Annotated in this window: 23 protein-coding genes and 1 pseudogene; 12 read left to right on the forward strand and 12 right to left on the reverse strand. The window is 61.4% G+C overall.

The annotated features are described in order from the left end of the window. Positions 1-4: 4 nt before the first annotated feature. The 6 genes from M2397_RS09530 to M2397_RS09555 all read right to left on the reverse strand — a co-directional run bounded on the left by M2397_RS09530 (position 5) and on the right by M2397_RS09555 (position 4,298). The gene (locus M2397_RS09530) at positions 5-769 is read right to left on the reverse strand and encodes an IclR family transcriptional regulator (protein ID WP_259242735.1); all 765 of its coding nucleotides are present in this window, start codon (positions 767-769) and stop codon (positions 5-7) included. 106 nt (positions 770-875) lie between these two features. Further along, positions 876-1,265, reverse strand: a complete 390-nt coding sequence (locus M2397_RS09535) for a RidA family protein (protein ID WP_010210958.1) — start codon at positions 1,263-1,265, stop codon at positions 876-878. 16 nt (positions 1,266-1,281) lie between these two features. Beyond that, positions 1,282-2,064 carry an amino acid ABC transporter ATP-binding protein gene (locus M2397_RS09540; protein WP_131699291.1) on the reverse strand — a complete coding sequence of 261 codons (783 nt, stop codon included), beginning with the start codon at positions 2,062-2,064 and terminating at the stop codon, positions 1,282-1,284. Further along, complete coding sequence (locus tag M2397_RS09545) at positions 2,061-2,723, reverse strand: amino acid ABC transporter permease (RefSeq protein WP_131699290.1); 663 nt, start codon at positions 2,721-2,723, stop codon at positions 2,061-2,063. Before M2397_RS09545 ends, M2397_RS09540 begins: the two co-directional genes overlap by 4 nt. Before the next feature lie 11 nt (positions 2,724-2,734). Next, positions 2,735-3,397 carry an amino acid ABC transporter permease gene (locus tag M2397_RS09550; RefSeq protein WP_115488214.1) on the reverse strand — a complete coding sequence of 221 codons (663 nt, stop codon included), beginning with the start codon at positions 3,395-3,397 and terminating at the stop codon, positions 2,735-2,737. Positions 3,398-3,449: 52 nt separating this feature from the next. Then, on the reverse strand, positions 3,450-4,298 hold the full coding sequence (locus M2397_RS09555) for a transporter substrate-binding domain-containing protein (protein WP_027608633.1): 849 nt from the start codon (positions 4,296-4,298) through the stop codon (positions 3,450-3,452). 332 nt (positions 4,299-4,630) lie between these two features. Between M2397_RS09555 and M2397_RS09560 the strand changes: the two genes are divergently transcribed. Next, complete coding sequence (locus M2397_RS09560; RefSeq protein WP_131699289.1) at positions 4,631-4,879, forward strand: hypothetical protein; 249 nt, start codon at positions 4,631-4,633, stop codon at positions 4,877-4,879. Between the two features lie 74 nt (positions 4,880-4,953). After that, positions 4,954-5,244, forward strand: a pseudogene (locus tag M2397_RS09565) (thioredoxin family protein); the annotation flags it as partial. Between the two features lie 19 nt (positions 5,245-5,263). On the opposite strand, the gene M2397_RS09570 reads toward M2397_RS09565, so the two are convergent. The 3 genes from M2397_RS09570 to rpiB form a co-directional block, all read right to left on the reverse strand. Then, entirely contained in the window at positions 5,264-6,832 is a 1,569-nt protein-coding gene (locus tag M2397_RS09570) for a TerC family protein (protein WP_131699288.1), read from the reverse strand. 309 nt (positions 6,833-7,141) lie between these two features. Then, the gene (locus M2397_RS09575) at positions 7,142-8,122 is read right to left on the reverse strand and encodes a sugar-binding transcriptional regulator (protein WP_027608636.1); all 981 of its coding nucleotides are present in this window, start codon (positions 8,120-8,122) and stop codon (positions 7,142-7,144) included. A gap of 63 nt (positions 8,123-8,185) precedes the next feature. Further along, positions 8,186-8,647 (reverse strand): ribose 5-phosphate isomerase B, encoded by a 462-nt coding sequence (gene rpiB, locus M2397_RS09580; RefSeq protein ID WP_016969738.1) that lies wholly within the window; start codon positions 8,645-8,647, stop codon positions 8,186-8,188. A 283-nt stretch (positions 8,648-8,930) separates the two neighbouring features. Here rpiB and M2397_RS09585 point away from each other — a divergent pair, with 283 nt between their 5' ends. The 7 genes from M2397_RS09585 (at position 8,931) to dhaL (ending at position 16,221) form a co-directional block, all read left to right on the forward strand. Then, positions 8,931-10,418, forward strand: coding sequence for a sugar ABC transporter ATP-binding protein (locus M2397_RS09585; RefSeq protein WP_167655805.1), 1,488 nt, complete (start codon positions 8,931-8,933; stop codon positions 10,416-10,418). Further along, positions 10,415-11,392: an ABC transporter permease gene (locus tag M2397_RS09590; RefSeq protein ID WP_145337513.1), complete on the forward strand. Its 978-nt coding sequence runs from the start codon at positions 10,415-10,417 to the stop codon at positions 11,390-11,392. Before M2397_RS09585 ends, M2397_RS09590 begins: the two co-directional genes overlap by 4 nt. Before the next feature lie 36 nt (positions 11,393-11,428). Continuing rightward, entirely contained in the window at positions 11,429-12,436 is a 1,008-nt protein-coding gene (locus tag M2397_RS09595; protein WP_259242736.1) for a substrate-binding domain-containing protein, read from the forward strand. 89 nt (positions 12,437-12,525) lie between these two features. Next, positions 12,526-13,281, forward strand: coding sequence for an SDR family oxidoreductase (locus tag M2397_RS09600; protein ID WP_259242737.1), 756 nt, complete (start codon positions 12,526-12,528; stop codon positions 13,279-13,281). Between the two features lie 27 nt (positions 13,282-13,308). Then, on the forward strand, positions 13,309-14,424 hold the full coding sequence (locus M2397_RS09605; protein WP_167655803.1) for an alcohol dehydrogenase catalytic domain-containing protein: 1,116 nt from the start codon (positions 13,309-13,311) through the stop codon (positions 14,422-14,424). 144 nt (positions 14,425-14,568) lie between these two features. Continuing rightward, positions 14,569-15,570: a dihydroxyacetone kinase subunit DhaK gene (locus M2397_RS09610; RefSeq protein ID WP_259242738.1), complete on the forward strand. Its 1,002-nt coding sequence runs from the start codon at positions 14,569-14,571 to the stop codon at positions 15,568-15,570. Between the two features lie 3 nt (positions 15,571-15,573). Next, on the forward strand, positions 15,574-16,221 hold the full coding sequence (gene dhaL, locus M2397_RS09615; protein WP_167655802.1) for a dihydroxyacetone kinase subunit DhaL: 648 nt from the start codon (positions 15,574-15,576) through the stop codon (positions 16,219-16,221). On the opposite strand, the gene M2397_RS09620 is transcribed toward dhaL, so the two are convergent. After that, complete coding sequence (locus tag M2397_RS09620; RefSeq protein ID WP_131699281.1) at positions 16,178-17,074, reverse strand: LysR family transcriptional regulator; 897 nt, start codon at positions 17,072-17,074, stop codon at positions 16,178-16,180. The genes dhaL and M2397_RS09620 overlap by 44 nt on opposite strands. A 150-nt stretch (positions 17,075-17,224) precedes the next feature. Here M2397_RS09620 and M2397_RS09625 point away from each other — a divergent pair, with 150 nt between their 5' ends. Next, positions 17,225-18,733 carry an MFS transporter gene (locus tag M2397_RS09625; protein ID WP_259242739.1) on the forward strand — a complete coding sequence of 503 codons (1,509 nt, stop codon included), beginning with the start codon at positions 17,225-17,227 and terminating at the stop codon, positions 18,731-18,733. A gap of 114 nt (positions 18,734-18,847) precedes the next feature. On the opposite strand, the gene sohB is transcribed toward M2397_RS09625, so the two are convergent. Continuing rightward, positions 18,848-19,873, reverse strand: a complete 1,026-nt coding sequence (gene sohB, locus M2397_RS09630; protein WP_131699279.1) for a protease SohB — start codon at positions 19,871-19,873, stop codon at positions 18,848-18,850. Positions 19,874-20,068: 195 nt separating this feature from the next. On the opposite strand from sohB, the gene M2397_RS09635 reads away from it, so the two are divergent. Together M2397_RS09635 and M2397_RS09640 are read left to right on the forward strand one after the other, a co-directional pair. Continuing rightward, positions 20,069-20,779 carry a histidine phosphatase family protein gene (locus M2397_RS09635; protein WP_167655800.1) on the forward strand — a complete coding sequence of 237 codons (711 nt, stop codon included), beginning with the start codon at positions 20,069-20,071 and terminating at the stop codon, positions 20,777-20,779. A gap of 56 nt (positions 20,780-20,835) precedes the next feature. Further along, entirely contained in the window at positions 20,836-21,150 is a 315-nt protein-coding gene (locus M2397_RS09640) for an SCP2 sterol-binding domain-containing protein (RefSeq protein ID WP_005788868.1), read from the forward strand. Positions 21,151-21,217: 67 nt separating this feature from the next. Here M2397_RS09640 and M2397_RS09645 read toward each other — a convergent pair whose 3' ends face one another. Next, entirely contained in the window at positions 21,218-23,893 is a 2,676-nt protein-coding gene (locus M2397_RS09645) for an MGH1-like glycoside hydrolase domain-containing protein (RefSeq protein WP_145337504.1), read from the reverse strand. Between the last annotated feature and the right edge of the window lie 44 nt (positions 23,894-23,937).

Consider the following 23,937-nt stretch of genomic DNA (forward strand, 5'->3'; position numbering starts at 1 on the left):
ACTCCTATTCGTTGATGCGACGGGCCAGGTTATTGGCGCTGTCGATCAACACCCGGCGATAGTCGTTGTAGTTTTTGCTCGCATCGGCGCGAGGGGCGACGATACACAGGGTCGCAATGCTGATGCCCTGCGCGTCCCGGACCGGGGCGGCAAAGCAGTGGGTAAAGGTGTCGGCCACGCTGTCGAAGGAAAAGAACCCATCGAGGGTGGCCTGGCGGATCTGCGCGAGGAAGGTCTCCAGCGGCAGGCGCTGGCCATCCGGCAGGATAAAGTCGTCGTAGTCGATCAGGTCGATGATCTGCTGGTCGCTCAAGTGCCCCAGCAACAGGCGCCCGGAGGCCGTCCACGGGATCGGCGCGTTTTCACCGATGTCCGAGGAAATGCGGAAATGCCGCTCGCCTTCTCGCATCAGCGCCACCGTGTATTTACGCCCGTTGAGCAGGCACATCTGCGCGGTTTCGTGGGTTTGGCTGACGATCTCCTGCAAGGCGTGGTCGGCCTCGCGGGTCAGGTCGAAATGACGCAGGTGCGCCTGCCCGAGGAAGTACAGCTGGCGGCCGAGGTAGACGTGACCGTCCTTACCCACGGTTTCGAGGATGCGCCGCTCCAACAAGGATGCCACCAGTTCATAGACCGTGGATTTGGGGCTGCCGATGCCGCTGGCAATATCATTCGGGCGCAGGGGCTGGCCGACTTCCTTGAGAAAATCGAGGATATCGAATGCACGGTCCAGGCCTTTGGCGCGGCGTTTGATGGTGTCTTCGGTCATGGCAATTTCGGTCCGGTCGAAATGGTAGGGCTGGCGCAGGTCCACTGTGGGAGGGGCAAGCCTCCTCCCACATTTGATCTCTGGTGGGCTTAAGAGTGGGGGCAATTTAGCCCTTTTTCTTGTAGGCCACGCAATCAATCTCGACTTTGCAGTCCACCATCATGTTGGCCTGCACACAGGCCCGCGCCGGGGCGTGTTCCGGGGTGAAGTACTCGCCGAAGACCTTGTTGAAACTCCAGAAGTCCCGTGGGTCTTCCAGCCACACACCCACCCGCACCACGTCTTTCAACTCGTAGCCGGCTTCTTCGAGGATCGCCACCACGTTGCGCATGGTCTGGCGGGTTTGCTCGATGATCCCGCCAGTGATGATTTCGCCGTCCACCGCAGGCACTTGGCCCGAGACGTACAGCCAACCGTCCGCTTCCACCGCGCGGGCGAAGGGACGAGGCTGGCCACCGCCGGCAGTGCTGCCGGCTCCGTAACGAGTGATGCTCATAAAACGATGCTCCTGATTAAAAACGAATGTTCTTGAGAAATTCCGCCAGGCGCGGCGATTGCGGCCGCTCGAAGATATCCTTCGACGAGCCCTGCTCTTCAATCCGGCCCTGGTTCATGAAGACGATCTTGTCCGAGACTTCATAGGCAAAGCGCATTTCGTGGGTGACCAGCAACATGGTCATGCCCTCTTCCGCCAAGCCCTTGATCACACTGAGCACCTCGCCCACCAGTTCCGGGTCAAGGGCCGAAGTGACTTCGTCGAACAGCATCAGGCTCGGGTTCATGGCAATGGCACGGGCAATCGCCACACGCTGTTGCTGCCCCCCGGACAACTGGCCCGGGAAGTGATTGCGGCGCTCCAAAAGTCCTACACGGTCCAACCATTTTTCCGCGAGTGCCACCGCCTCGTCCTTAGGCATTTTCTTAACTTTCAACAGGCCGAGGGTGACGTTCTGCAACGCGGTCAGATGGGGAAACAGGTTGAACTGCTGGAATGCCATGCCGGTCATCGCCCGGTGCTGGGCGATCACGCGCTCGGGGTGACGCACGCGCTTGCCGCCGATGTCGCTGTAGCCGATGGACTCGCCATCCAGGGTGATCTGCCCGCCCTGGAATTCTTCCAGCAAGTTGACACAACGCAGCAACGTGGTCTTGCCCGAGCCGCTGGAGCCGATCAACGTCACCACGTTGCCGCGCTGCATGGACAGGTCGACGCCCTTGAGCACTTCGACCTCGCCGTATTGTTTACGCAGGCCGCAGATATTCAGCAGCGGTTGGTTGGTTTGAGGTTGGTTCATGGCAAGGCCACCCGCTTTTCAATGTAGCGCCCGAATAACTCGATGGCGTAGTTGATGACAAAGAACAGAAACCCGGCGAACAGGTAAAACTCCAGGGTCATGAAGGTACGTGCGATCACCTGCTGGGTACTCAGCAGCAATTCAGCGACGCCGATCACCGAGAGCAAGGTCGAGGCCTTGACGATTTCCGTCGAGGAATTGACCCAGGTCGGCAGGATCTGCCGCAGCGCCTGGGGCAACAGCACGTAGGCCAGGGACTGCCGGAACGTCAGGCCTATCGCCTTGCCGGCTTCCAGTTGACCACGGGGAATGGCTTGCAGCGCACCGCGCACGATTTCCGCGACGTGGGAGCCGCAGAACAGCGTAAGCCCGACGGCGCCGGCCTGGAACGCGCTGATTTTCCAGCCGAGCGCCGGCAGCATGTAGAAACACGCCAGCACCAGCACAAACACCGGGGTGCCACGGATCAGGTCGACATACAGGCGAAACGGCGCACGCATCCAGAATCTGCCGTAGGTCAACACCAGCCCGACGAATATGCCAATCAGGGTGCCAAAGATAATTGCCAGCGCCGAGCAGTAAATGCTGGTCTGAAACCCCGCCCAGAGCGTATCCCGGGCGATCCACAACTCATGCAGCCAGCTGGGGGACTCGTACATGGAAACCCTCCTTAACGACGGATCGCCAGACGCTGTTCCAGGTAACGGAGCAGCATGGCGATGAGATAACAGGCCGCCACGTAGAGCGCGGTCGTGACCAGCCAGGTTTCAATCACCCGGTAGCTTTCGACGTTGATCTTGCGGGCGTAATAGGTCAGCTCGGGCACCGCGATGGCGGCGGCCAGGGAGGTGTCCTTGAACAGCGAGATAAAGTTGTTCGACAGCGCAGGCAGTACGTTGCGCAGCATCACCGGCACGGTGATATACGCGCGGATCCGCCATTCGCCGAGGCCGATGGCCAAGCCGGCCTCGCGCAAGCCCTTGGGAATATTCAACAGCCCGGCGCGGAACACTTCGGTCAGGTAGGCGCCGGCGTACAAGGACAAGGTGATGATGAACGACGGAATCTTGTCCAGGCGGATGCCGAGGCTGGGCAAGGCGAAGTAGATCAACAGGATCAGCACCAGGATCGGCGTATTGCGGATCACCGTCACATACACCGAGGCCAGGATGCGCAACGCGCGGTGTTTGGACAGCATGGCAAACGCCATCAACAGGCCGATCACGCAACCGATGGCGATCGACAGCAATGCCAGTTGCAGGCCCAGGCCGAGCCCCGCCAGCAAGGTGTCGAAATCACGCCATACGGCGGCAAAGTTCAACTGATAGTTCATGGTCAGCAGTACCTGATGGGGGCGCCGTTGGCGGCGCCCCGGTTTTCACGAATCACTTGAACTCGACGGGGAAACCAATCGCAGGTTCCGGCAGGTCCACACCGAACCACTGCTTGAACGACGCCTTGTAGGTGGGGAACTCCACACCGGTCATGGCTTCATGCAGTGCGGTGTTGACGAAGTTCAGCCAGTCCTGGTCGCCACGCTTGACCGCACACGCGTAGGTCTGCGGGCTCCAGGCATAGGCCGGGCTGCGGTAGCGGCCGGGGTTCTGCACCATCAGGTACTTGACCGAGGACTGGTCGGTGGCGGCGGCATCGGCGCGACCGGAGTTCACGGCCTGGTACATCAGGTCGACGCTGTCGTACTGGTCGACCTTGGCCTTGGGCAGCGCCTGGTGCACCAGTTCTTCGGCATACACGTTCTGCAGCACGGCCACGGTGACGCCATCGCCCGCCGCCTGCAGGTCTTCGATTTCCTTGTACTTACTGTTGTTCGGCAGCAACAGGCCCACGCCTTCGCGGTAGTACGGCAGCGTGAACGCCACTTGCTGCGCGCGGCTGGCGGTGACGGTGATGAACTGGCAGCTCATGTCGACCTTGTCGGTCAGCAGGTTGGGAATGCGTGCGTCGGAGGACTGCACCACAAACTCGACCTTGCTCGGGTCGTTGAACAAGCCCTTGGCCACGATGCGGCCGATGTCGATATCAAACCCCTGCAACTTGCCATCCGCTCCCTGGAAGTGCCACGGCGCATTGGTACTACCTGTACCCACGATCAGGTGCCCACGCTTGAGCACATCATCGAGCTTGCTGTCCGCCGCCTGCACGATGCCTGCGAGGGAAGCCGATGCGGCGAAGAGAAAAACACACGCTTTAAACACGGAAGGTCGGTGATGCATGACAAGCACTCCAGGAGTTGTGTATTCCGCTATACCGGAACTTAGTATGTAACAACGGAACAGACAGCAGAAAGTGTGCCACACGCACCGAGTGAAACCTATGACTACGATAAAACGCTTAGTAATCAGACAGATAAATCGCGACGTGAGATGCGGCGTTGCGCCAGCACTTGCAGGCAGATTGCTACCCAAGGCCTCACATGAGGGTGACAGCACGATTCAAGTGCGTCACCGCCCCGTTACTACGCACATCGGCGGTGCACCCTCCCATGGAAAATCCGCGGTGCTGGACTAGCCTTTGGCACACGCCTCATGACAAGGACCGCACTCCGATGAAGTTCAGTCTCACCCTGGTTTTGCTGTGTTTTCTGGCGGCCGGCAGCGCGCAGGCCAGCAACGACCGCCGCGAATGCAAAGAAGAACTGCGCAAGCTCAAAGCAGCGTTCGACACCAACTACACCAGCCAGAATCACCATGGCTATCGCCGCGCCAAGGCGTCCCGTGACAATGAGGAATATCGCAAGTGCGCGAGCCAGGCGCGCAAGGCCCGGGAACGTGCGGAGCGTGATGCGGACCTGTGAAGGTTGACAGTAGACGGTAGTGGTCCCCCAGCTTAGCGTTGGCGAAAGCCTGTTCGGCTCAAAGGGAGATGATCATGGGGATTGCCACAGCAACCATTGCCAATGCAGAAGACTACCGGCGCGCGCTGAGCACTTCGCGCCCGGTGTTCATGCTGTTTGTCTCAGATCACTGCCCGGCCTGCGGAGTAGCCGGGCCGCTGTTTGAACTGATCGCAGCCCGGTATCGATCAGTGGTGAGCATGGTACTCGATTGCGCGAAAACACCGAGGCACCCAGAGGTTACAGGCACCCCGACGCTGCTGATCTTCCAGAACGGCACCTTGAAGGAAACATTCAAAGGTTTCGGACCGGAAGAGCAGCAAGCGCAGTTTGTGGAAGATACCTTCAGGCGCTATGCACGCCGCAAGGGTGCAATAACACCTGCGTCACCCGCCGCTCCTCCACCGCTGCCACCGTCAGGCGCCAGCCCTCATGCTCCAGGCTATCGCCCACCATCGGCAGGCGGTCGAGCAGGCTCATGACCAAGCCAGCCAGGGTCTGGTAATCCTCGGTCGCGACAGCCTTGAAGCCGGTGCGCTGACGAATCTGGGTGAGGTTCAAGCCGCCATTGGCACGGAAGCCAGCGCCTTCCTCGACAATATCCGGCCCTTCGATCTCACTGGCATCCGGCAATTCACCGGCGATGGATTCAAGAATGTCGGTCATGCTCAATACGCCCATGAAGTCACCGAACTCGTTGATCACGAAGGCGATATGGGTCGATTCCTGGCGCATCTGCTCCAGGGCATTGAGGATCGAGAAGCTTTCCAGCAGGTTGATCGCCCGACGCGCGAGGTGCTCCAGGTTCGGCTCGTTGCCGGCCAGGTATTCCTTGAGCAGTTCTTTCTTGTGCACAAAGCCCAGCGGCTCATCCACCGCGCCATTGCGGATCAACGGCAGGCGCGAATAAGACGAATGCATCAGTTTCAGACGAATCGTGTCGGGATCGTCAGCCAGGTCGATAAAGTCGACGTTGGCCCGCGGCGTCATCAAGGTGCGAATCGGCCGCTCGGCCAGTTGCAGCACACCGCTGATCATCACCCGTTCACGTCGGTCGAATAGCGGCCCTTGCGCAGCATCCGTCTCGCCCAACAGGTCCGCCACGTCTTCGCCCACCTCTTCCACCGCCAGGCTGCGGCCGCCGAGCAAGCGCATCACCGCATGGGCCGTCCGCTCACGCACCGGCAACACACCCTGCGCAGATTTCTTGCGACGCGCGCGGGCAATCTGGTTGAACACTTCGATCAGGATCGAGAAACCAATCGCCGCGTACAGGTAGCCCTTCGGAATATGGAAACCCAGGCCCTCGGCGGTCAGGGCAAAACCGATCATCATCAGGAAGCCCAGGCACAGCATGATCACCGTCGGGTGGGCGTTGACGAAGCGCGTAAGCGGCTTGCTCGCCACGATCATCAGGCCGATGGAAATGATCACCGCGATCATCATCACCGCCAACTCATCGACCATGCCCACGGCAGTAATCACCGCATCCAGGGAGAACACCGCGTCGAGCACCACGATCTGCGCCACGATCGGCCAGAACATGGCGTACGCCACATTGCCGGTGCGCTGGGCCACATGACCTTCCAGGCGTTCGTGCAGTTCCATGGTGGCCTTGAACAACAGGAACACACCGCCGAACAGCATGATCAGGTCACGCCCGGAGAAGCTCTTGTCGAACACCTCGAACAGCGGCTGGGTGAGGGTCACCAACCAGGAAATACTCGCCAGGAGGCCCAGGCGCATCAGCAGCGCCAGGGACAAACCGATCAACCGCGCACGGTCACGCTGCTCCGGTGGCAGCTTGTCCGCCAGGATCGCAATAAACACCAGGTTGTCGATGCCCAGCACCAGTTCCAGCACAATCAAGGTCAACAGGCCGAGCCAGGCCGTTGGATCCGCTAACCATTCCATTTATATAAGTCTCTTTACAGGTTTCAGAATGCCGGACACGGCAACGCACGATCGGTGGACCGGGACAAGGCTAGCAGTCGGAATACGGGATGTTTCAGCGGGAACAGCGGCAGCAAATGTCTTGGGGAAAGACGACCGGGAGGCTCCAAGAGGATGTTCATGCACGTCCTGAAATAACAAAAGGACTTGAATCGTACAGTCGAAACACAAATGTCCCACAACGCAAAAGTATTACAAAACCTGTCTTCGAACCCCACACAAAATCATGTGGGAGGAGGCTTGCCCCTCCCACACTTGAGCACTGGCGTGTCAGGTCTTACGGGTTGCATCGTCCAGCGCGAGGATGGTGTGGGCATTAGTGACGGTGGTTGCGAGGGTATTGATCACCCCCGACCGCAACGCCCCCAACGTCGCCGCCGCCTTGGTGTTCTCACTGGCAATCGCCACCACGTCCGGGATGCGAAACAACTCCTGCACCGTCAACCCGATCACCCGCCCCTGAATCGCGTTGACCGCTGGCTGGCCGTGAATATCGATGAAGTCATAGCCCATCATGTCGCCCACGGTGCCGGATAGGCGCGCCTGGGCAATCTCCTGGGGAGAGAACCAGCCCATGCGCACCATGTTGCTGTTTTCGCTCATGTCACCGATGCCGATCAGCGCCATGTCTGCCCGCCGCGCGCGGTCGAGAGTGGAGCGCACCGTATCGTTATTGATCAACACCCCGCGCAGCTCCGGGTTGGCCACCAGGGCCGGGGCGTACAGGCTTTCACTCTCGCCGCCAAAACGCAGGGCCAGGCGCCGGCAGATGTGATCGGGGTTCATGTATTCGCCGGCCTTGAGCGAACCGCCAATGGCGCAGACAAATGTGCAGTTGCGCGTCACCGGCAGGAACACGTTATCGGCCACGGCACCGACATTGCGGCCCATGCCGACGGCGACGATCATGCCGTCGCTCAAGGTCTTGTTCAGGTAGTTGGCCACCAGGCTGGCGACGGCCGAGCGCTGGGTATCGGGATCACTGTGATCGACTGCGATCAACGCGCGATCCAGCTTGAAGCGCGCCACCAGCGCCTGTTCCAGCTCGTTATTCATCGCCGGATGCTGCAAAACGCGCACCTCGACAATGCCTTCATCCCGCGCGCGCTTGAGCAATCGGCTGACTTTTGCCCGCGACAGGTCGAAGCGCTTGGCGATGGCTTCCTGAGTGACGTTCTCGAGGTAATAGAGCATCGCCACTTCAGTCATCTGATCAATATCGCTGGCCATGCGCTGGGTACTGTCACTCATGGGGACGGGCTTCCGTTTCGGCGTCAAAGGCGCATTCTCCCGACTCTTGCCCTGCTACGTCCACTATTGATGCCCATCGCGCTCGATCGCATTGATGCGCTCGACCTTGGCCCCGGAACGGGCCGCCTCGAACTCCGACTCAAGGAACGACTTGACGATGCTTTTCGCCAGTTCGGCGCCGATCACCCGCGCGCCGATCGACAGGATCTGCGCATCGTTACTCTTGCGCGCCCGCTCTGCCGAGTAAGTGTCATGGGCCTGGGCCGCACGGATCCCCAGCACCTTGTTGGCCGAAATCGCCATGCCAATCCCCGTGCCGCACACCAGCACGCCCAGGCGCTGCTGCCCCGCGTTGATGGCGGTGGCCACGGCCAGGGCGATGTCCGGGTACAACACCGGCGCGGTGGAATGGGTGCCGAAGTCGGTCACCGGATAGCCCAGCGCCTCGATATGGCGCTTTAACAGCTCCTTGAGCTCAAAACCCGCTTCATCGCATCCGATAGCCACCGGGAAAGGTGTGTTCATGGCGTCTGGCTCCGCTGCCGAGGTCGTGCTTACGACTGATCAATTGATCAATCAATGAAATTTCTCTCATTCATTTCGCGGGCTTTACCCCCTTCCTGTCAAGCATGATTTAACTGACCTGCCAGTCAAAGCCGTCTAAAAAAGGATAATTGGCGTAAAAGATCAGAATCACACCATTTACATGAAAGAGATTGACTGATCAGAATTTCATTTGATACACATATGATCACAGCGAAACATGACTGTGCGACCTAATAAGAATTCACAGCACGAGGACACGCCGATGGCCACGCCATTACTGCTCCAGGCTGAACACGTCGCCAAGGCTTACGCCGGGATCCCTGCCCTGCGTGACGGGCGCCTCTCTCTGCGGGCCGGCAGCGTCCACGCCCTGTGCGGCGGCAATGGCGCAGGCAAGTCGACTTTCCTGAGCATCCTGATGGGCATTACCCCGCGTGATGCCGGCAGCATTCTGCTCAACGGCACCCCCGTACAGTTCAACCGCCCCAGCGAAGCCCTCGCGGCGGGGATCGCGATGATCACCCAGGAACTGGAACCGATCCCCTACATGACCGTCGCCGAAAACATCTGGCTGGGCCGCGAACCGCGCCGCGCCGGCTGCATCGTCGACAACAAGGCCTTGAACCGCCGCACCCGCGAGCTGCTGGAAAGCCTGGAATTCGAGGTCGACGCCACCAGCCCCATGCACCGCCTTAGCGTGGCGCAGATCCAATTGGTGGAAATCGCCAAGGCGTTCAGCCATGACTGCCAGGTGATGATCATGGACGAGCCCACCTCGGCCATTGGCGAGCGCGAAGCCGAAACCCTGTTCAAGGCGATCCGCCGTCTCACCGCGCGCGGCGCCGGCATTGTGTATGTGTCGCACCGCTTGAGCGAACTGGCGCAGATCGCCGACGACTACAGCATCTTCCGCGACGGTGCCTTTGTGGAAAGCGGACGCATGGCCGATATCGACCGCGACCATCTGGTGCGCGGCATCGTCGGCCAGGAACTGACCCGCATCGACCACAAGGTCGGCCGTGAATGCGCCGCCGACACCTGCCTGCAAGTCGACAGCCTCAGCCGCGCCGGCGAGTTCCACGACATCAGCCTGCAACTGCGCCAGGGTGAAATCCTCGGTATTTACGGCCTGATGGGCTCGGGTCGCAGTGAATTCCTCAACTGCATCTATGGCCTGACCGAGGCGGACTCCGGCAGCGTCACCCTGCAAGGCAAGCCCATGCCCATCGGCCTGCCCAAGGAGAGCATCAATGCCGGCATGTCGCTGGTCACCGAAGACCGCAAGGACAGCGGCCTGGTGCTTACCGGCAGCATTCTTTCCAACATTGCGCTGTCGGCCTACAAGCGCCTGTCGAGCTGGTCGCTGATCAATGCGCGCAAGGAAACCCAGCTGGCCCAGGACATGGTCAAGCGCCTGCAGATCAAAACCACCTCACTGGAACTGCCGGTGGCGTCCATGAGCGGCGGCAACCAACAGAAAGTGGTGCTCGCCAAATGCCTGTCGACCGAACCGGTATGCCTGCTCTGCGATGAGCCGACCCGGGGGATCGATGAGGGCGCCAAGCAGGAGATCTACCACCTGCTGGATCAATTCGTGCGCGCCGGTGGCGCGGCCATCGTGGTGTCATCCGAAGCCCCGGAACTGTTGCACCTGAGTGATCGCATCGCCGTATTCAAGGGCGGCCGCCTGGTGACCATCAGCACCGACACCGCCCTTTCCCAGGAAGCCTTGTTGAGTCTTGCCTCATGAATGCCAAAACCATTGCCGCCCCTATCACAACAGCGCCACGCAACCGCCTGCGCCTGTCCCTCGACCGTTTCGGCCTGCCGCTGGTGTTTATCCTGCTGTGCGTGGTGATGGCGTTTTCCAGCGAGTACTTCATGACCTGGCGCAACTGGATGGACATCCTGCGCCAGACCTCCATCAACGGCATCCTCGCGGTGGGCATGACCTACGTGATCCTGACCAAGGGCATCGACCTCTCCGTCGGCTCGATCCTGGCCTTTGCCGGGTTGTGCAGCGCCATGGTCGCGACCCAGGGCTACGGGCTGCTGGCGGCGGTGAGTGCGGGGATGTTTGCCGGGGCGATGCTCGGCGTGGTCAACGGCTTTATGGTCGCCAACCTGTCGATCCCACCGTTCGTGGCCACCCTCGGCATGCTCAGCATTGCGCGCGGCATGACCTTCATCCTCAACGACGGCAGCCCGATCACCGACCTGCCCGACGCCTACCTGGCCCTGGGCATCGGCAAGATCGGCCCGATTGGCGTGCCGATCATCATCTTCGCCGTGGTCGCGCTGATCTTCTGGATGGTGCTGCGCTACACCACCTACGGTCGCTACGTGTACGCGGTGGGCGGCAATGAAAAAAGCGCGCGCACCTCCGGGATCGGCGTGCGCAAGGTGATGTTTTCGGTGTACGTGGTGTCCGGCCTGCTCGCCGGGCTGGCGGGCGTGGTGTTGTCGGCACGCACCACCTCCGCCCTGCCCCAGGCCGGGGCGTCCTATGAGCTGGACGCGATTGCCGCCGTGGTCATCGGCGGCACCAGCCTGTCGGGCGGCACCGGCAGCATTGTCGGCACGCTGTTCGGCGCGCTGTTGATCGGCGTGATCAACAACGGCCTGAACCTGCTCGGCGTGTCCTCCTATTACCAGCAGGTCGCCAAGGGCCTGATCATCGTGTTTGCAGTACTGATCGACGTGTGGCGCAAGAAAAAACGCTAGAGAACGACCACTACAACAATAACCGGAGTTCCCCCCATGAAACTTGGTACCACCCTGGCCGCCGCGGCGGCTCTCTCCCTGCTCGCCGGCAGTATCGCAATGGCTGCCGATGGCAAGACCTACAAAGTCGGCGCGGCCGTCTACGGCCTCAAGGGCCAGTTCATGCAGAACTGGGTTCGCGAGCTTAAGGAACACCCGGCGGTCAAGGACGGCACCGTGCAGTTGACGGTGTTCGATGGCAACTACGACGCCCTGACCCAGAACAACCAGATCGAAAACATGGTGACTCAGCGCTACGACGCGATCCTGTTCGTGCCGATCGACACCAAGGCTGGCGTCGGCACGGTCAAGCAAGCCATGAGCAACGACGTGGTAGTGATCGCCTCCAACACCAAAGTCGCCGACGCCTCGGTGCCCTACGTCGGTAACGATGACGTCGAAGGCGGCCGCCTGCAGGCCCAGGCCATGGTCGACAAGCTCAACGGCAAGGGCAATGTGGTGATCATCCAGGGCCCGATTGGCCAGTCGGCGCAGATCGACCGCGAAAAAGGCGAGCTGGAAGTGCTGGGCAAGCACCCAGACATCAAGATTATCGAGAAGAAGACCGCCAACTGGGACCGCGCCCAGGCCCTGGCGCTGACCGAAGACTGGCTGAACGCCCACCCCAAAGGCATCAACGGCGTGATCGCACAGAACGACGACATGGCCCTCGGCGCCGTGCAGGCCCTCAAATCCCACGGCCTGACGTCCAAAGATGTGCCTGTCACTTCCATTGACGGCATGCCGGACGCGATCCAGGCGGCGAAAAAAGACGAAGTCACCACCTTCCTCCAGGACGCCCAGGCTCAGTCCCAAGGTGCGCTGGACGTGGCCCTGCGCGCACTGGCCGGCAAGGACTACACGCCGCAGTCGGTGATCTGGGAGCGCTATGCCAAGGACGTGAAATGGGGTGATGGCACGGCCAAGACCTACATCCTGCCGTGGGTGCCAGTGAGTAACGCCAACGCCGATGCGCTGTACAAACAGGTCAGTGGCGGTAAGTAATCATTGGCTTGAAATACAGTCAAGTGTGGGAGAGGGCAAGCCCCCTCCCACCCGAGATCTTCACTGTTTTCGAAAATGGAGTCATGTAAATGCCTGGATTCTGGAACCAAGCCTTCGACCTCAGCGGCCATTGCGCGGTGATCACCGGTGGTGCCGCCGGTATCGGCCTGGCCTGCGCCAGCCTGCTGGTGCAGCGCGGCGCCCGCGTGGCCTTGCTCGACCGCGACCCGGCGGTGGTTGAAGTGGCAGCAAGCCTGGGTGCCGGGCATCTGGGCATTACCGTCGACCTCAGCCAGATCAACCAGGTGCAACACACCATCGATCAGGTCTTCGAACACTTCCAACGCCTGGACTACCTGATCAACAGCGCCGGCGTGGCCCTGCTGGACAAGGCCGTAGATGTCAGCGAAAGCGCCTGGGACACCACCCTGGACATCAACCTCAAGGCCAGCTTTTTCGTGGCCCAGGCCTGCGCGCGGCACATGCTGGCCCAGGGCAGCGGGCGCATCGTCAACCTCGCCTCCCAGGCCGCGGTGATCGGCCTCGACCGCCACGTCGCCTACTGCGCGAGCAAGGCGGCCATTGTCGGCATGACCAAGGTGCTGGCCATGGAATGGGCGCCGCACATCAACGTCAATGCCATCTCCCCCACCATCGTCGAGACCGCGCTGGGCAAGAAGGCCTGGGCCGGTGAAGTCGGCGAGCGGGCCAAATTGCAGATCCCGGCGGGCCGCTTTGCGCAGCCGGAGGAAATCGCCGGGCTGGCGCTGTACCTGCTCAGCGATGCCGCGCAGATGATCACCGGCGCCAACATGGTGATCGACGGCGGCTACAGCATTCAGTAATTCATTTATCTGTCGTGAGGTTTTGTCATGTCCACCGTCACCGAACGCACACCCGAACAACTCTTCCCGGTCATCCCGAAAACCATGCAGGCCGTGGTCTGCCACGGCCCGGAAGACTATCGCCTGGAAACCGTCGACGTGCCCACGCCCGGCCCCGATGAAATCCTCACCAAGGTCGAGTTGTGCGGCATTTGCATGGGCGACATCAAGACCTATCGCGGCGCACCGTCGTTCTGGGGCGATGCCGAGCAACCGCGCTACGTCAAGCCGCCGATGATCCCCGGCCATGAGTTCGTCTGTCGTGTGGTTGCCCTGGGGCCAGGCGCGGAAAAGCGCGGCGTGAAGGTCGGTGACCGGGTGATCTCGGAGCAGATCGTGCCGTGCTGGGGCTGCCGCTTCTGCAACCACGGCCAGTACTGGATGTGCCAGAAACACGACCTGTATGGCTTCCAGAACAATGTGCAGGGCGCCATGGCCCAGTACATGATCTTCACCAAGGAAGGCATCATTCACACAGTGCCGGAATCCATCGCCCCCGACGAAGCGATCCTGATCGAACCCCTGGCCTGCTCACTGCATGCAGCGGAGCGAGCCAACGTCGACCATGACGACGTCGTGGTGGTCGCCGGCGCCGGCACCCTGGGCCTGGGCATCATCGGTGCCGTGCGTTTGCGCAACCCGAAAAAACTCATCGTGCTCGACATGAAACCCGAACGCGCCGCCCTCGCCCTGCGCATGGGCGCCGACGAAGTGTGGAACCCGGCCGAAGTGGACGTCATGGCCAACATCCGCGCGATCACCGACGGCTACGGCTGCGACATCTATATCGAAGCGACGGGGCACCACAAGGCGGTGAACCAGGGCCTGGCGATGCTGCGCAAGCTGGGGCGCTTCGTGGAGTTCAGCGTATTCAACGACGAGGCGACGGTGGACTGGTCGATCATCGGCGACCGCAAGGAACTGGACATCCTCGGCTCGCACCTGGGGCCCTACATGTACCCGAGGGCCATCGACTTTATCGGCAACCGCAAGATTGATATGCGTGATGTGGTGACTCACAAGTTCGCCCTGGCGGACTTCAAGGAAGCGTTTGCGGTGATGGAGCGTGGCGACAAGTCGCTCAAGGTTGTACTCGAACCCTAGGAACACACAACCGCTTTTACTGTAGGAGCCGAGCTTGCTCGCGAAGGTCGACAACGATAACGCGGGGCTTCTGAGTAAACGCGGTGTCTTCACGTTTTTCGCGAGCAAGCTCGCGCCTACAAAAAGAACACAGGAACCCGCGTTATGAATCGAGTCATCAACGATCCGGACCAAGTGGTCGAGGACATGCTGCGCGGCATCCTGGTCGCGCACCCCGAACTGCGCCAATACGAAAGCAACCCACGGGTGATCGTCAAGACCAGGCCTTCCGGGCCAGGCCGAGTCGGCATTGTCACGGGCGGAGGTTCCGGCCATGAGCCGGCGTTTCTCGGCTATGTCGGCCCCGGTCTGGTCGATGCCGTGGCCGTCGGCGAAGTGTTTTCCTCGCCCACCGCCAAGAGCTTTTTCGACGCCTTCCGCGCCGCCGACCAGGGCGCCGGCGTGGCCTGCCTGTACGGCAACTATGCCGGCGATAATATGAATGTGAAGCTGGCGATGAAAATGGCCGCCAGCAAAGACATGCGCATCCGCACCGTGGTCGCCAACGACGATGTGGCTTCCGCTCCCAAGGCCGAGATCGCCAAGCGCCGTGGCGTGGCCGGGGAAATCTTCATGTGGAAGATCGGCGGTGCCGCGGCCGCCCAGCACTACGACCTGGAGGGCGTGATTCGCGTCGCGCAGAAAACCGTCGACCACTGCCGCTCGATTGGCATCGGCCTCACGCCCTGCACTATTGCCGCCGTAGGCAAGCCGAACTTCCAGATCGCCGACGGCCAGATGGAATTGGGCATCGGCCATCACGGCGAACCGGGCATTGAGGTTGTCCCGATCGAATCCGCCGCCGCCATGGCCGAGCGCATGCTCGCGCCGATCCTCGCCGACCGCGACTTCAGCCAGGACGACAGCGTGGTGGTGCTGGTCTCCGGTCTCGGCGCCACGCCGGTGATGGAGCTGTATATTTTCTACGCCGAGGTGGAACGCCAACTCAACGCCAAGGGCTTGAAGATTCACCGTTGCTACGTCGGCAACTACTTCACCTCTCTGGAAATGATGGGCGTGACCCTGACCCTGCTCGGCCTCGACGCGGAGCTCAAATCCCTGATCGACCAACCCTGCCGCTCCATCGGCATGACCCAGGCGGACTGAACCATGAGCCAACATTTTTCCAGCCACGACGGCAGCGCCATCGTCACCGACCTGGTCAGCGTGATCGTGGCCAACCGTGAATACCTCAGCGAAGTCGACGGCGCGATTGGCGACGGCGACCATGGCATCAACATGGCCAAGGGCTTTGCCCATTGCGGGCGCACTATCGAAGGCCGCCAACTGACCCTCGCCGAGGCCCTGGATGAACTGACCCTGAGCCTGATGGAAGGCATCGGCGGCTCCATGGGGCCGCTGTATGGCAGTCTGTTTATCGGCATGGCCGACGAAGTGCGCGGCCGTGACGACATCGACGCGGCCACCTTCGCCCACCTGCTGCGCGGCGGCCTGACCTCGTTGCAGGACATTACCGAAGCGGGTGTGGGCGACAAGTGCCTGATGGATACGTTGATCCCGGCGGTGGAAGCGTTTGAACGCGCACACGCCTCGGGGGCGTCGTTCACCGATGCACTGGACGCGATGAAAACCGCCGCCTCCCAGGGACGCGACTCCACCAAGGACCTGGTGGCGAAGATCGGCCGCGCCAGTCGCCTGGGCGAGCGCTCACTGGGCGTGCTGGATGCGGGGGCGGTGTCGTGCTGCCTGATCCTTACGCGCCTGGCAGATTCGGTGCAGCCACGCCTGAGTGCTTGACCTGCTGGATATACCGCGCCACCGCCGGCGCTTTCTCGAAGCGCCGGTGAATCAGCGACAACCACGACGATGCATCGCTGCCCTGAATGCTGCGGTACACCACGCCCGGCAACTGCACATGCCCGACCATTGACGCGGGCACTACCGCCACGCCCTGCCCCATCGACACCAGCGCCACCACCGCGACCAGCCCGCCCGGCTGTGGCCCCAGGCGCGGGGCATAACCGCCTTGCGCGGCGACATGCAAGGTGCCGCTGATTTGCTCCGGCAAAATAAATGTCTCGTTTTGCAGGTGTTCGCAGCCAATGGCCGCGAGCCCCAACAACCAGGAATCCTGGGGCAGCGCCAAGACAAAACCTTCGCTGTCCAGGCGCACCGCCTCCAGGCCCTCGGGCAAGGTCATCGGCGAGCGGATGTAGCCGATGTCGTAGCGCCCATCCGCCACCGCGCTAGGCAACGTGGCCATGGCGCATTCGCGCACAGTCACGCTCACGTCAGGAAACGCCTGGCTGAACCCCTGCATCTGCCGTTGCAACAGCCCGGAGTACACCGCCGAGGCCACATAACCCAATTCGATATGGCCGATCTCGCCACGCCCGGCGCGCTGGGCATGACGTTGGGCGAATTCGAACTGGCGCACGGTAGCTTCGGCCTCGATCAGCAAGGCCGCGCCGGCTTCGGTGAGGCTGACTTCGCGTTGCCGGCGGATAAACAGGCGAGTGCCCAGGCTGGTTTCCATGTCCTGGATCTGCCGGCTCAGGGTCGGCGGCGCGATCCCCAACTGCTCGGCGGCGCGGGTGAAGTTGCGCTGCCTGGCCACGGCCAGGAAGTAGCGAAAATGGCGGATGTCCATAACAGGATTAGCTCAAAGGTAATGAAGTGCTCCACACGGGCTAACAATGTCAGCAGCAGCCGGGGATAAGCTCGAAGCACTTCAACACTAGAGAGCCTTTGCGATGTGCGTCAACCGTATTCCTCCTATTGCCTGCAAGGTAATTCAATCATGAGCCGGGTCAGCCCACGCCTGACGTTGCTGACCGCGTCCGGCGTTTGCTCGCTGATCGTGCTCGACACCAATATCGTCGCCGTGACGCTGCCGAGCATCGCTCGCGACCTGGGGGCTAACTTTGCCGATATCGAATGGGTGGTCAGCGCCTATATGCTGGCGTTTGCCGCCTTGTTGCTGCCGGCCGGGAGCGTTGCCGACCGGTTCGGGCGCAAGAAATCCCTGGTCTGGGGCCTGAGTATTTTTATCCTCGCCTCCCTCGGCTGCGGGGCGGCGCCGAGTGCGTTGTGGCTGGATATCGCCCGCGCGATAAAGGGCGTCGGCGCAGCGTTATTGCTCACGTCAGCCCTGGCCTCCATTGGCCACACCTTCCACGATGAAGTGGAGCGGGCCAAAGCCTGGGCATTCTGGGGTGCCTGCATGGGCGTGGCGATGACGGCCGCGCCGACCCTGGGCGGGTTGATCACCGAGTACCTGGGTTGGCGCTGGATTTTCTACCTCAACCTGCCCGTGGGCCTGGCGCTGATGGCCTTGGTACTGCGCGCGATTCCGGAATCCCGCGATACCCAATCCGCCCGCCTCGACCCGTGGGGCAGCCTGGCCTTCAGCGCGAGCCTGTTGTGCTTGATCTGGGGCCTGATCGAGGCCAACCGCATCGGCTGGGATAACCCGCTGACCTATGTGCGCCTGATCGGCGGCGCGGTGTTGCTGGGTGTATTTATAGGGGTCGAACGTGTGCAGCAGCGGCCCATGGTGGACCTGCAACTGTTTCGCCACCCGCGCTTTATCGGCGCCTTGCTCGGGATGTTTGCCTATGCCGGCTGCGCCCAAGTGATGATGACGTTACTGCCGTTCTATCTGCAGAACGGCCTGGGCTTCTCCGCGATTATCTCGGGCCTGGGCATGCTGCCGTTCGCCTTGACCATGCTGGTATGCCCACGAATCGGCGCACGCCTGTCGGCTCGCTTCGCGCCGGCAACGATGATGGCAACCGGCTTGGCCCTCGTAGGCGGCGGCAACCTTTTGAGCGCCTGGGCCGTGAATATCGGTGGTTACCTGCCCTTTGCATTGGCTATTGCGGTCACGGGGGCCGGTGCGGGTTTACTCAACGGCGATACGCAGAAAAACATCATGGCCTGCGTGCCACGGGACCGTGCAGGGATGGCCTCGGGCATGAGCACCACCATGCGGTTCAGCGCGATCATGCTGGCGATTGGTGTGTATGGGGCACTGCTGAGCAGCCACAGCGAGCAATTGTTGCGCGCAAGTATCGACCCGCAATGGCAGGCGCAGGTGGCGGGCATTGCTTCACGGGTAGTGGCTGGGGATATGCCGGCGGCAATGGGCTTATTGCCGGAACCCGCACGGGCTGTGGTGCAACCGCTGGCGCAGCAGGCGTTTGTGGACGGGTTCAGCAGGGTGTTGTGGGTGGCAGGGTTATTGGGATTGCTCGGAGCGCTGGTGGTGGGGAGGCTGATGCGCAAGCCCCTTCCCACACCGAACTAATGTGGGAAGGGGCTTGCCCCCGATGAGGGTGTGTCAGTAAATACAACTGTAACTGACCCACCGCCATCGGGGGCAAGCCCCCTCCCACAGGTATTACCTATACCCCAAAGAGGCTTACCAGAACCGTTGCTGGGTCAGGCGGCTCCACCAGGTCAGCAGCACGCGGTCTACAGAGCCGCTGGCCGCCAGGCCCACCCGTTCCTGCAGGCTTTTACGCTCGGCATAGTGCAGGTGGAACACCTCGGCGGTCTTGGCCTTGGTGGCCAGGTATTCGTCGCTGGTTTGCAGTTCGTCGACCAGTTGCTTATCCAGCGCGGCAACACCCAGCCACACTTCTCCGGTCGCTACGTCGTCAATCGCCAGCTGTGGGCGATAACGCGAGACGAAGTTCTTGAACAGCTGATGGGTGATATCCAGGTCTTCCTGGAACTTCTCGCGGCCCTTCTCGGTGTTTTCGCCAAAGACCGTGAGGGTGCGTTTGTACTCGCCGGCGGTCAGCACTTCAAAGTCGATGTCGTGCTTTTTCAGCAGGCGGTTGACGTTGGGCAACTGCGCCACCACGCCTATGGAGCCGAGGATGGCAAACGGTGCGCTGATGATCTTCTCGCCGATGCACGCCATCATGTAGCCGCCGCTGGCCGCGACCTTGTCGATGCACACGGTCAACGGTACGCCAGCCTGGCGGATACGCGCCAGTTGCGACGATGCCAGGCCGTAGCTGTGCACCATGCCACCGCCGCTTTCCAGGCGCAGCACCACTTCATCCTTGGGCGTGGCCAGGCTCAGCAGTGCGGTGATTTCATGGCGCAGGCTCTCGGTGGCCGAGGCCTTGATGTCGCCGTCGAAATCCAGCACGAACACCCGTGGTTTGACCTCGGGTTTCTTCTTGCTGTTCTTCTTTTCGGCTTTGCTTTCGGACTTGCGCAGGGCCTTGAGTTGCTCTTTGTCGAGCAAGCTCGACTCAAGGCGCTCGCGCAGGCCTTTATAGAAGTCATTGAGCTTGCTGACCTGCAGTTGGCCGGCGGCTTTGCGGCGACCTTTACTGCGCAGTGCCGCGAAGCTGATCAAGACCACCAGAATAGCGACCACCAGGGTGACGGTCTTCGCCAGAAAGCTCGCGTATTCAGCCAAAAAATCCATGTGTCTCCTTAAAAATGCACGGCGCCAGGCGCGGATTGGCCAAGCATACCGACGGGATCGCCGGGCGGCCAGTGCTCAAACCGCCAGCAGATGCGCGCTCTAACGAGGTTTTAAAACAAGCGTATGTTTTTTCATTGACAGCTCCCTGGCATCCTCATAACCTCGCCAGACTTTCAACGTACCGGGAAAACGGACGTGGGCAGCATCTATTTGATTCGACATGGCCAGGCCTCCTTCGGTGCAGACGACTATGACGTGCTGTCGCCCGTTGGCGTGGAACAAGCGCAAGTGCTCGGCCGCCACCTGGCGGATATGGGCTTGGTGTTCGACCGCTGCATAGCCGGCGACCTGCGCCGCCAGCAACACACGGCCACTGCCGCCTTCGATCAATACAACACCCTCGGCGTGCCTGTTCCTGCATTGGAAACCGACAGCGCCTTCAACGAATTCGACGCCGACGCGATCATCCGCGCCCTGCTCCCTGACCTGCTCACCACCGAACCCGAAGCCCTGGACATCCTGCGCAACGCCGCGCAAAACCGCAGCGAGTTCCAACGCATCTTCGCCCTGATCATCGAGCGCTGGCTGGCCGGCACCTATGACACGCCAGGGCTGGAAAGCTGGCTGGGCTTCGTGGAGCGCGTCCAGGGTGGCCTGCAACGCATTCTTGAAGCGGCAGACAACACGCAGAAGATCGCCGTGTTCACCTCCGGCGGCACCATCACCGCCCTGCTCCACCTGATTACCCGGATGCCTGCCGCCCAGGCCTTCGAACTGAACTGGCAAATTGTTAACACCTCGCTCAACCAGCTGAAATTCCGCGGTCGCGAGGTGGCACTGGCTTCCTTCAACAGTCACACCCACTTGCAACTGTTGAAGGCGCCGCAACTCATCACCTTCCGATGAAGTGCGGCCAACCGTGACCCCAAGGTCACTGGACTCACCATAAAAGGATCGAAACCATGACTGACGTAGCCAAAGCTGTAGAAGCAATGAAAGCCAAATTCAACCCAAGCGCTGCTGAAGGCTTGGACCTGGTGTTCGGTTTCCGTATCGACGACACCAAGAACTTTTCCCTGGTGGTCAAAGACAAGACCTGCGAACTGCAAGAAGGCGAAAACCCGGACGCCCAGGTGACTCTGGTCATGGACAGCGAGACCCTGGAAGGCATCGTCGACGGCTCCACTGACGGCATGCAGGCCTTCATGGGCGGCAAGCTGCGCACCGAAGGCGACATGATGCTGGCCATGAAGCTGAGCGAACTGTTCCCTTCCTGATTCACGGGCAACCCTGAATCCCTGTGGGAGGGGTCTTGCCCCCGATGGCGGTTTGTCAGTCGCTTCATCAGTTGACTGATTCACCGCTATCGGGGGCACGCCCCCTCCCACATTTGGGCTGTAGCAGCAACGCCACCAACGCACTCCATCCGGTCTGGTGCGAAGCCCCCAACCCCCGCCCCGTCTCGCCATGGAAATATTCATGGAACAACACCAGGTCACGACTGGCCGGGTCCGCCTCCAACTGCGCATACCCCGCCATCGACGGTCGTGAACCGTTTTCATCCCGGAGAAACAAGCGGGTCAACCGCTGACTGAGGCTGTCGGCCACTTCCTCCAGCGATGCCAGATACCCACTGCCCGTCGGGTATTCCACCGAGAAGTTGTCCGCGTAATAGCGGTGAAATTCGCGCAGCGATTCAATCAGCATGTAGTTCACCGGCATCCACAATGGCCCGCGCCAGTTGGAGTTGCCGCCGTACAAGCGCGAGTCGGATTCCCCCGGCTGGTAACGGGCGCACAGGGTGTCGCCATTCATCTTCAGCGCCAATGGCTGCTCGGCGAACGCCTTGGACAGGGAACGCACGCCAAAGGCCGAGAGAAACTCGTCATCATCGAGCATGCGCCGCAGCAGATCCTTGGTGCGTTCGCCACGCAACAGCGCGAGTAACAGGCGATTGCCCTGCCCCGGTTCGTTCCAGCGCGACACCAGCTTGGCCAGGTCCGGCCGGTGATGCATGAAACCCAACAGCCGTTCACGCAACCCCGCCAGCCCTTCGTGTTCGCGCTGTTCCAGCACCAGCACGGCAAACAACGGCATCAGGCCGACGATGGAGCGCAGGCGCACCGGCTCGTTCTGGCCGTCGGGACGGTGCAGTACGTCATAGAAGAACAGGTCCTGCTCGTCCCACAGGCCTTCGGCGCTGTCGTCGACACGGTTGATGGCGCCGGCGATGTACAGGAAGTGCTCGAAAAACTTCACCGCAATATCGACGTACACGACATTGCGCTTGGCCAGCTCCAGGCCGATGCGCATCAAGTCCAGCGCATACGCCGCCACCCAGGCGGTGCCGTCGGCCTGATCGAGCTGATAACCCGGCGGCAAGTCGGCCGAACGGTCGAACAAGGCGATATTGTCCAGCCCCAGGAAACCGCCCTGGAACAGGTTGCGGCCTTCGGCGTCCTTGCGGTTGACCCACCAGGAAAAATTCAGCAGCAGCTTGTGAAAGATCCGCTCAAGGAAATCCAGATCGCCCACACCGGTCAGCGCCTTGTCCTGCTGATACACGCGCCAGCTGGCCCAGGCATGCACCGGTGGGTTGGCGTCGTCGAAACGCCACTCGTAGGCCGGCAGTTGGCCGTTGGGGTGCATGAAGCGGTCCTTCACCAGCAATAACAACTGTTGCTTGGCATACCCAGGATCCATCAGTGCAAACGCCACCGCCTGGAAACCCTGGTCCCAGGAGGCGTACCACGGGTATTCCCAGGTGTCGGGCATGGAGAGGATGTCGAAGTTGGACAGGTGCCGCCAATGGGTATTGCGGATATGCAGGCGCTCGGGCGGTGGCGCGGGCTGGGCCGGGTCGCCGTCGAGCCACTGGTTCACATCGAAATAATACAGCTGCTTGGACCACAGCAAGCCGGCCAGGGCCTGGCGCTGCACATTGCGCGCGTCGTCATCGGCGATGCCTTGCTGCAAGGCGGCGTAGAAGTCATCGGTTTCCTGGCGACGCTGTTCAAACAGTTTGCGCGCGCTGACCTCGGGCGCATCAACGGGCGCAAAGCGCAGGTAAAGACTTTTGCTTTGCAGCCCCGCCAGCTCAAGGATAAAGCGCGCGGCAACCTTGGTACCGGTGTCGCGACGAATCGCAGCGTCCAGCCCTTCGACCACGTAATCGTTGATCCCGTCCTTGAACGGCCCCGGCGCCGGTTGCCCGTCGAGCAACGGGAAGTTGCTTTCGTTCTCACAGAACAGCCATTCCAGGCCGTCCTGGCCCCAGGCGCTGAGCTGCCGATCGGGCAGTTCATGATGACGGGCCAGCACGTGTTCGCCCTCCAGCCTCAACTGCGGCTTGGGCGCATCGAAGGTCCAGCTCCAGTCATTGCGCGCCCACACCTGCGGCAACACCTGCAGGCGCGTCGGCTGCTGCGAACGGTTGTGCACGGTGACGCGCATGAAAATATCGTCAGGCTGGTGCTTGGCGTATTCGACGCTGATATCGCAGTAGCGGTTGTCTTCGAACACGCCGGTATCGAGGATCTCGTACTCGGCATCGCCCAGCCCGCGACGGGCGTTCTCGGCGATCAGGTCGGCGTAGGGAAAGGCGGCATGGGGGTATTTGTAGAGCATGCGCATGTAGGCATGGCTGGGCACACCGTCGACGAAAAAGTACAGCTCCTTGACGTCTTCACCGTGGTTGCCCTCGGCGTTATTCAGGCCGAACAGGCGCTCCTTGAGGATCGCGTCGCGCTCGTTCCACAGGGCCAGGCCCAGGCACCAGCGTTGCGCTTTGTCGCTGAAACCGGCCAGGCCATCCTCGCCCCATCGATAGGCGCGGCTGCGCGCATGCTCATGAGGGAAGTAAGCCCAGGCGTCGCCGTCGGCGCTGTAGTCTTCGCGCACCGTGCCCCATTGGCGTTCGCTCAGGTAGGGGCCCCACTCGCGCCAACGCTCGGCATCCTGCGTCGCCAGGCGTTGGCCTTCAATCGTGTCCAGTATTCGGGTGTCGGGTGTGGCCGTCATCGGGTCCTCCATCGCCTACCAGGTGAGGAGCAGTGTAGAGCCCA

It is taken from the genome of Pseudomonas sp. BIGb0381, assembly GCF_024809815.1.
Taxonomy (GTDB): domain Bacteria; phylum Pseudomonadota; class Gammaproteobacteria; order Pseudomonadales; family Pseudomonadaceae; genus Aquipseudomonas.